This window comes from Streptomyces sparsus (assembly GCF_054776295.1).
In genome coordinates this window covers 1-6,109 of sequence record NZ_BAAHCA010000226.1, presented here as the reverse complement: position 1 = coordinate 6,109, position 6,109 = coordinate 1, and the positions used below count along the sequence as shown (strand labels likewise).

Below are 6,109 nucleotides of genomic sequence, written 5' to 3'. Positions count from 1 at the left end.
CTCTGGGTTATGAGCCCAGCGAGCTACCGAGCTGCTCCACCCCGCGCCGTTGCGTGGCCAACACTAACACGGCGCGGGATGTCAGCCGCGCACGCTCCGCACAGTCGTGCGAACCGTGCTACTGCGCGTCCTCGGCCTCCCTGAGCGCGTCCTGCAGGTCCTTCTGGGCCCTGCCGTACGCCTCCCAGTCGCCGTCCTGGAGAGCCTCCTGGCCCCTCTCGTAGGCGTCCTGAGCGTCGTTCAGCGCCTCGGAGAGAGTGGGTGCGTCCTCGGGCGGATCGGTGCCCTCGTCCTCACCCGGGGGTGTCTCCTGGTTCTCCTCCGGCGGCGGCTCGTCCTCGTTCTCGGACCCGCCGTCCACGTTGAAGACCTTGTCCAGCGCCTCGTCGAGGGTGTTCTCGAACGCGAGCCGCTCGCCGTACGTCACCAGCACCTTCCGCATACGCGGGTAGTTGGTGCCCGCGCCGCGGACGTAGACCGGTTCGACGTAGAGCAGTCCGCCCTCGAGCGGCACCGTCAGGAGGTTGCCGTACTCGACCTCGGAGTCACCGCGCTTCAGCAGGTTGATCGACTCCGCGATGGTGGGATCGGAGTTGAACTTGCTCTGCACCTGCTGTGGACCGGCCACCGTGGTGTTGGCCGGCAGCTTCAGGATCCTGATCTTGCCGTACTCGTCACTCCTGGCATCAGCGTCGATGGCCATGAAGGCGCCGAGCGTCTCCCGTCGGTTCGGGTTGAAGGTGGTCGTCAGGGAGAACGTCTGCGCTTCCTGGTCGGGCATCTTCATGCTCAGGTAGTACGGCGGGACCGGCGTGCCCTTGTGCGTCGGGTCGTCCGGGATCTGCCACCGCTCACTGCCGCTGTAGAACTGGCCGGCGCTCGTCACGTGGTAGCGCTGGAGCAGCTCACGCTGCACCTTGAAGAGGTCCTGCGGGTACCGCAGGTGGTTCATCAGGTCGTCGCTGATCTCACCCTTCGGCTCCACCGTGTCCGGGAAGGCCTTCATCCAGGTCTTCAGCACCGGGTCCTTGGTGTCCCACTCGTACAGCTTCACGTCACCGGTGTACGCGTTGACCGTCGCCTTGACCGAGTTGCGGATGTAGTTCACCCGGTCCTGCTGGGCGATCACCGCCCGCTGCCCGTCGGTCAGCGAGTCCTGCGTGGTGTCCCCCAGCGTGGTGCGGGAGGAGTACGGATAGCCGTTGGAGGTGGTGTAGGCGTCGACGATCCACTCGACCTTGCCGTCCACGATCGCCGGATACGGGTCACCGTCGATGGTCAGCCAGGGGGCGACCGCCTCGACCCGCTCCTTGGGCGTGCGGTTGTACAGGACCCGCGAACCGTCCCCGATGGCACCCGAGTACATGATCTGGGGCTCACCGAAGGTCAGCGCGTACGCGGCCCGGTTGATCGGGCCGGAGAGGTCCACCCCGCTCTTGCCGGTGTAGGTGTACGTCTTCTCACCCTCGTCGTCGGCGTAGTCCAGCTCCTGCTGGGGGCCGCCGACGATGGAGTACTGGGTGGTCTGCTCACCGTAGTAGATCCGCGGCTGGTACTTGCCCGCGAGCTGGTACTCCGGCGGCAGGTTCTTCTCGGTGAAGACCGGGGTGCCGTCGTTGTCGATCTCGGTGCCCGCACCGGCGACCAGGCCGAAGCCGTGCGTGTACTTGAAGTGGTCGTTGATCCAGTTCCGCTCGGGAATGCCGTCGATGTTGATCTCACGCAGACCGACGACGGTGTCCTGCTCGTTGCCCTCGTCGTCCTGGTAGCGGTCGACGTCGAGGGTGTCGGGGAACGTGTAGTACCCGCGGACCTGCTGGAGCTGGCGGAACGTCGGCGAGACCACGTTCGGGTCGAGCAGGCGGATGCTGGCGGTGCTGTCAGCCGCCTCACGGAGCTTGTCGTTCTGCGCGTCCGTGTCCGGTGTGACGCCCGTGTAGTCCCGGACGTCGGCGTCGGCGATGCCGTACGCCTCCCGCGTCGCCTCTATGTTCTTCTCGATGTACGGCGTTTCCTTGGCCTGCTCGTTCGGCTGGACCTGGAACTTCTGCACGATCGCCGGGTACAGGCCGCCGATCAGCACGGCCGACAGCACCATGAGGCCGAAGCCGATCATCGGCAGCTGCCAGGTGCGCCGCCACAGGGTGGCGAAGAACAGCAGGGCGCAGATGGCGGCGATGAAGAACAGGATCGTCTTCGCCGGCAGGTACGCGTTGGCGTCGGTGAACCGCAGCCCCGTCCAGTCGCTGGTGCCGCGGATCTCGCTGGACTTCACCGCCAGGCCGTACCGGTCGAGCCAGTAGGCGACGGCCTTGAGCGCCACGAAGATGCCCAGCAGCACCGAGAGGTGGCCGGTGGCCTGGGACGTCGCCCGGGCACCGGGCGTGGTGACGCGCAGCCCGCCGTACAGGTAGTGGACGAGGGCGGCGGCCAGCAGCGAGAGCACCGCGGCGGCGAAGCCGAAGCCCAGCAGGAACCGGTAGAAGGGCAGGTCGAAGGCGAAGAACGAGATGTCCTTGCCGAACTGCGCGTCCGTGTTGCCGAACGGCGTGCCGTTCACCCACATCAGCCAGGTACGCCACTGGCCGGCCGCGGAGGCGCCGGAGATGAGCCCCACCAGCGCGGTGACGGCGAGCAGCACCCACTTCTTGTAGGGCGCGATCCCCATCCGGTAGCGGTCCAGGCTCTGCTGCTCGAGCGACATCGCGCTCAGCGGCGGCCGCAACCGGTGGGCGAGCCAGATATTGACACCGACGGCGACTGCCATCAGCAGGCCGAAGACGGCGAACAGCCCGATCTTCGTCCAGAGGGTGGTGGTGAACACGGTCGTGTACTGGACGGACCGGTACCAGAGCCAGTCGGTCCAGAAGCCGGCGAACATGACAAACAGCATGGCCAGCACCGCCAGTACGCCTGCCGTGATCAGCAGGGTCTTGGCGCGCCTGGAGGGCTGGCCGACTCTGATCCGTGGTCCGGAGGGACCTCCTGAGCCCCTGTCCGGCATCTGGAAAGCCAAGGTGCGCACCTCGAAGATCGCAATGGATGAAGCTGGCCCCGCATAGTAGGGCTCACCCAGTCAACTTACTCAAGCTTTACTCAGTTCCCGTTTCCGGGGTCACGGAAGGCACGATATGGGCATGAGTGAAACTTCCCTTGACGAAACCGCCGGCAGCGGCGACTCCCACCCCGGCTCCGCGTCCGGCGGTACCCCGCTGGCGGCCAACCCCCTCACCCGGGCCGTTCTGGAGATCGACGAGTACACCGCCGGGCTCGGCTGGGACCAGCCCGCCCGGCTGTTCGCCCTGGTCGACACCGCGCGGCTGCGCTCGGAGGAGCCCGCGCTCGCCGGTCAGCTCGGGCTCGACGGCGGAGCCGAGGACGGGCCGGCGCCCGCGGCCCTCACACCCGTCGAGCAGGACGAGCTGCCCGACGGGCTGCCCCTGGACGAGTTCCTGGGCACCATCGCCTGGCCGGACGCGGTGACCGGCTGCGCCATGACGGTGGAGCGGCTGATGCTTCCGCCGACCGCCGAGGGCGACGCGCCGGACGACCTCGACGACGAGCAGCTGGCCCGCTGGGTGGCCGAGCACCCGCAGCGCCAGGAGGTGCGCATGACGGTGGCCGTGATGCGGGACGGCACGCGCGAGTCGGCCATCCGACTGCGCGACAAGGACACCGCGACGGAGGTCCTGACCGGCGCCGACCTGGTGCCCGGCCTGGCGGACGCGCTCACCGCGACCTTCGAGGGCTGACCGTCCCCGCGGCGGCCCCGCGGCGCCGGCAGCGTCCCCGCCGTGGCTGATCACCCACGGCGGGGACGGGCGCACGGGTGCGGGCGGTGTGCGGGACGCGGGTGCGGGGTGTCGGGTGTGGCTGGTGTGCGGCGTGCGGGTGTCGGGTCAGCTCTCGCACCGCGGCAGGGCGTCGGTGCGGTCCTCGCGGATCTGCTCCAGCGCGTCGACGGCGTCGTCCATGGTGCCGACCTTGACGAGGGTGAGGCCGTCCGGCTTGTCCTGCGCCGCGACCGGGCAGTTGGCCTCGGGGGTCAGGAAGTACGAGGCGCCCGCCGAGCGGGCCGCCCGGGTCTTCATGGTGACGCCGCCGATCGGGCCGACGTTGCCCTCACCGTCGATGGTCCCGGTGCCGGCGACGAAGGACCCGCCGGTCAGGTCCGTCTTGGACAGCTTGTCCACGATGCCGAGCGCGAACATCAGCCCGGCGCTCGGCCCGCCGACGTCGGCGAGCTCGATCTCGATGTCGATGGGGAAGGTGTGCGCCGTTCCCGCCTGGATGCCGACGATCGCCCGCTGGTCGTCCTCTGCTGCCGCGGTGGTGAGCGTCACCCGCCGGGTGTCGCCCTCAGCCGGGTCGTCACCGGCCTTCTCGGCCGCCTCGGCGGTCTTCACCGGGACCACGGTGAAGACGACGTCCTCACCGGGTTCGTGCTCGGTGACCAGCTCCGCCACGTCGCCGGGGCCCCGCACCGGCTCGCCGTCCACAGCCTTGATCACGTCACCGGCCCGAAGGTTGCCCTGCGCCGGGCTGCTCTTGACGACGGCGGCGACCACCGTCCGGGTGGGCACCTCCACCCCCAGTTCCCTCAACGCCGCGACCTTCGCGCTCTCCTGCGACTGGGAGAACTCCTCGGCGTTCTCCTCCTCGGCCTCCTCGGCCGTCTTGCCGTCCGGGTAGAGCGTCTCGCGGGGCACGACCGCCGCGTCGTCCTGCAACCAGCCGTACAGCGCCTCGACCAGGCCCATCCGGTAGTCGGCGCTGGTGACCCGGACCGTCGTCATGTTCAGGTGGCCCGACGTGCGGTACGTCTTCTCGTCCTTGATGTTGAGCACCGGCTCACCGCTGTGCTCCCCGAGCGTGTTCACCGTCGGTCCGGGGGAGAGCTCCGCGTACGGAACACGTACCAGGACCAGTGCGCAGAGCATGCCTATCAGCAGCAGGGTGGAGGCGAGGAGAGTCGCGTGTCGGCGTGACATGCGACGACAGTACGGGACGGACCGGTCAGTCGGCTGTTCGGGACGGTCCGTCCGTGGCTATCCCCGCCATCCGCCGCCCGGGCCGGTCCTGCGAGCGGTCCATGGCCGTGCGAAAGGCCTCGTACCCGGCGACCCCCGCGGCGTCGCCCGCGGTGCCGTCGAGTATCTGCCGGGTGGCCCACGACGCCCATATCACCGCGGATATGCCGGCGGTGAGCGGTATCAGCAGCCAGACCAGCGAAGCCATGAGCACCTCCCACTCCCCCGCCCGCACCGTGGGCCGGACGGGAGTCCGTCGTCGGAATGCCAACGGTCCGGCCGGTGGGCGGGTTCCGCAACCGGACGCGATCCGGCCATCGGGCCGCACCCGTCCGGCCGCCCGGACACCGCAGGTGGGGAGGGCTCCACGGGTCCGGGGGACGTTCCCCGCCCCTCACTCGTTCGGCCGAGATCCCACCCTCGGCCGGGGCCGGTCAAAGGGCCCGCGCGAGCAGGTCCGGGCGGCGTGCGGGAGGTGGGGCGGGTAGTGGGGCGGCGGCGCTCAGCAGGCGCCGACCCACTCCTCGGTACCGTCGGCGAAGGTCTGGTGCTTCCAGAGCGGGACCTCGTGCTTGAGGTCGTCGATCAGCCGGCGGCACGCCTCGAAGGCCTCACCGCGGTGCGGGCAGGAGACCGCCACGATCACCGCCGCGTCACCGACGGCCAGGTCACCCACCCGGTGCACGGCGGCGAGTGCCCGCACGGGGAAGTCGGCGGCGACCTTCTCGGCGACCCGGCGCAGCTCCGCCTCCGCCGTCGGATGGGCGGAGTAGCCGAGCGCGGTGACGTCGGCGCCGCCGTCGTGGCTGCGCACCGTGCCGACGAACAGCGCCGTCCCGCCCGCGGCGTCGTCACCCACCGCCCGGTGCACCTCGTCGAGGGAGAGCGGCACGTCGCGGATCGCCAGCAGCCGGATCGGGTCGGCGGCGGCTCGCTCACCGGGGTGGTCGTACGTCTGGGACATGCGCCTCATGCTGCCGTACGGGACCGGATTTCGGAACCGCCGCCCACGCCGTGGACCACGCCGGGCGCCGCTGTCCGTCCGGGCCCGGCAGCGGACTCGGGCGGCCGGGGCGGCA

At 70.0% G+C, this 6,109-nt stretch carries 5 protein-coding genes; 1 reads left to right on the top strand and 4 read right to left on the bottom strand.

All coding sequences use genetic code 11. The annotated features are described in order from the left end of the window. Nucleotides 1-118: 118 nt before the first annotated feature. Entirely contained in the window at nt 119-3,025 is a 2,907-nt protein-coding gene (locus ACYVE9_RS12835; protein WP_461027939.1) for a UPF0182 family membrane protein, read from the bottom strand. A gap of 112 nt (nt 3,026-3,137) precedes the next feature. Between ACYVE9_RS12835 and ACYVE9_RS12830 the strand changes: the two genes are divergently transcribed. After that, nucleotides 3,138-3,752 (top strand): PPA1309 family protein, encoded by a 615-nt coding sequence (locus ACYVE9_RS12830; RefSeq protein ID WP_461027938.1) that lies wholly within the window; start codon nt 3,138-3,140, stop codon nt 3,750-3,752. Between the two features lie 147 nt (nt 3,753-3,899). On the opposite strand, the gene ACYVE9_RS12825 is transcribed toward ACYVE9_RS12830, so the two are convergent. The 3 genes from ACYVE9_RS12825 to ACYVE9_RS12815 all read right to left on the bottom strand — a co-directional run bounded on the left by ACYVE9_RS12825 (nt 3,900) and on the right by ACYVE9_RS12815 (nt 5,994). Further along, nucleotides 3,900-4,991: a YlbL family protein gene (locus tag ACYVE9_RS12825; RefSeq protein ID WP_461027937.1), complete on the bottom strand. Its 1,092-nt coding sequence runs from the start codon at nt 4,989-4,991 to the stop codon at nt 3,900-3,902. A 25-nt stretch (nt 4,992-5,016) separates the two neighbouring features. Next, on the bottom strand, nt 5,017-5,238 hold the full coding sequence (locus ACYVE9_RS12820; protein WP_461027936.1) for a hypothetical protein: 222 nt from the start codon (nt 5,236-5,238) through the stop codon (nt 5,017-5,019). A gap of 294 nt (nt 5,239-5,532) precedes the next feature. After that, nucleotides 5,533-5,994: a molybdenum cofactor biosynthesis protein MoaE gene (locus ACYVE9_RS12815; RefSeq protein ID WP_461027935.1), complete on the bottom strand. Its 462-nt coding sequence runs from the start codon at nt 5,992-5,994 to the stop codon at nt 5,533-5,535. Between the last annotated feature and the right edge of the window lie 115 nt (nt 5,995-6,109).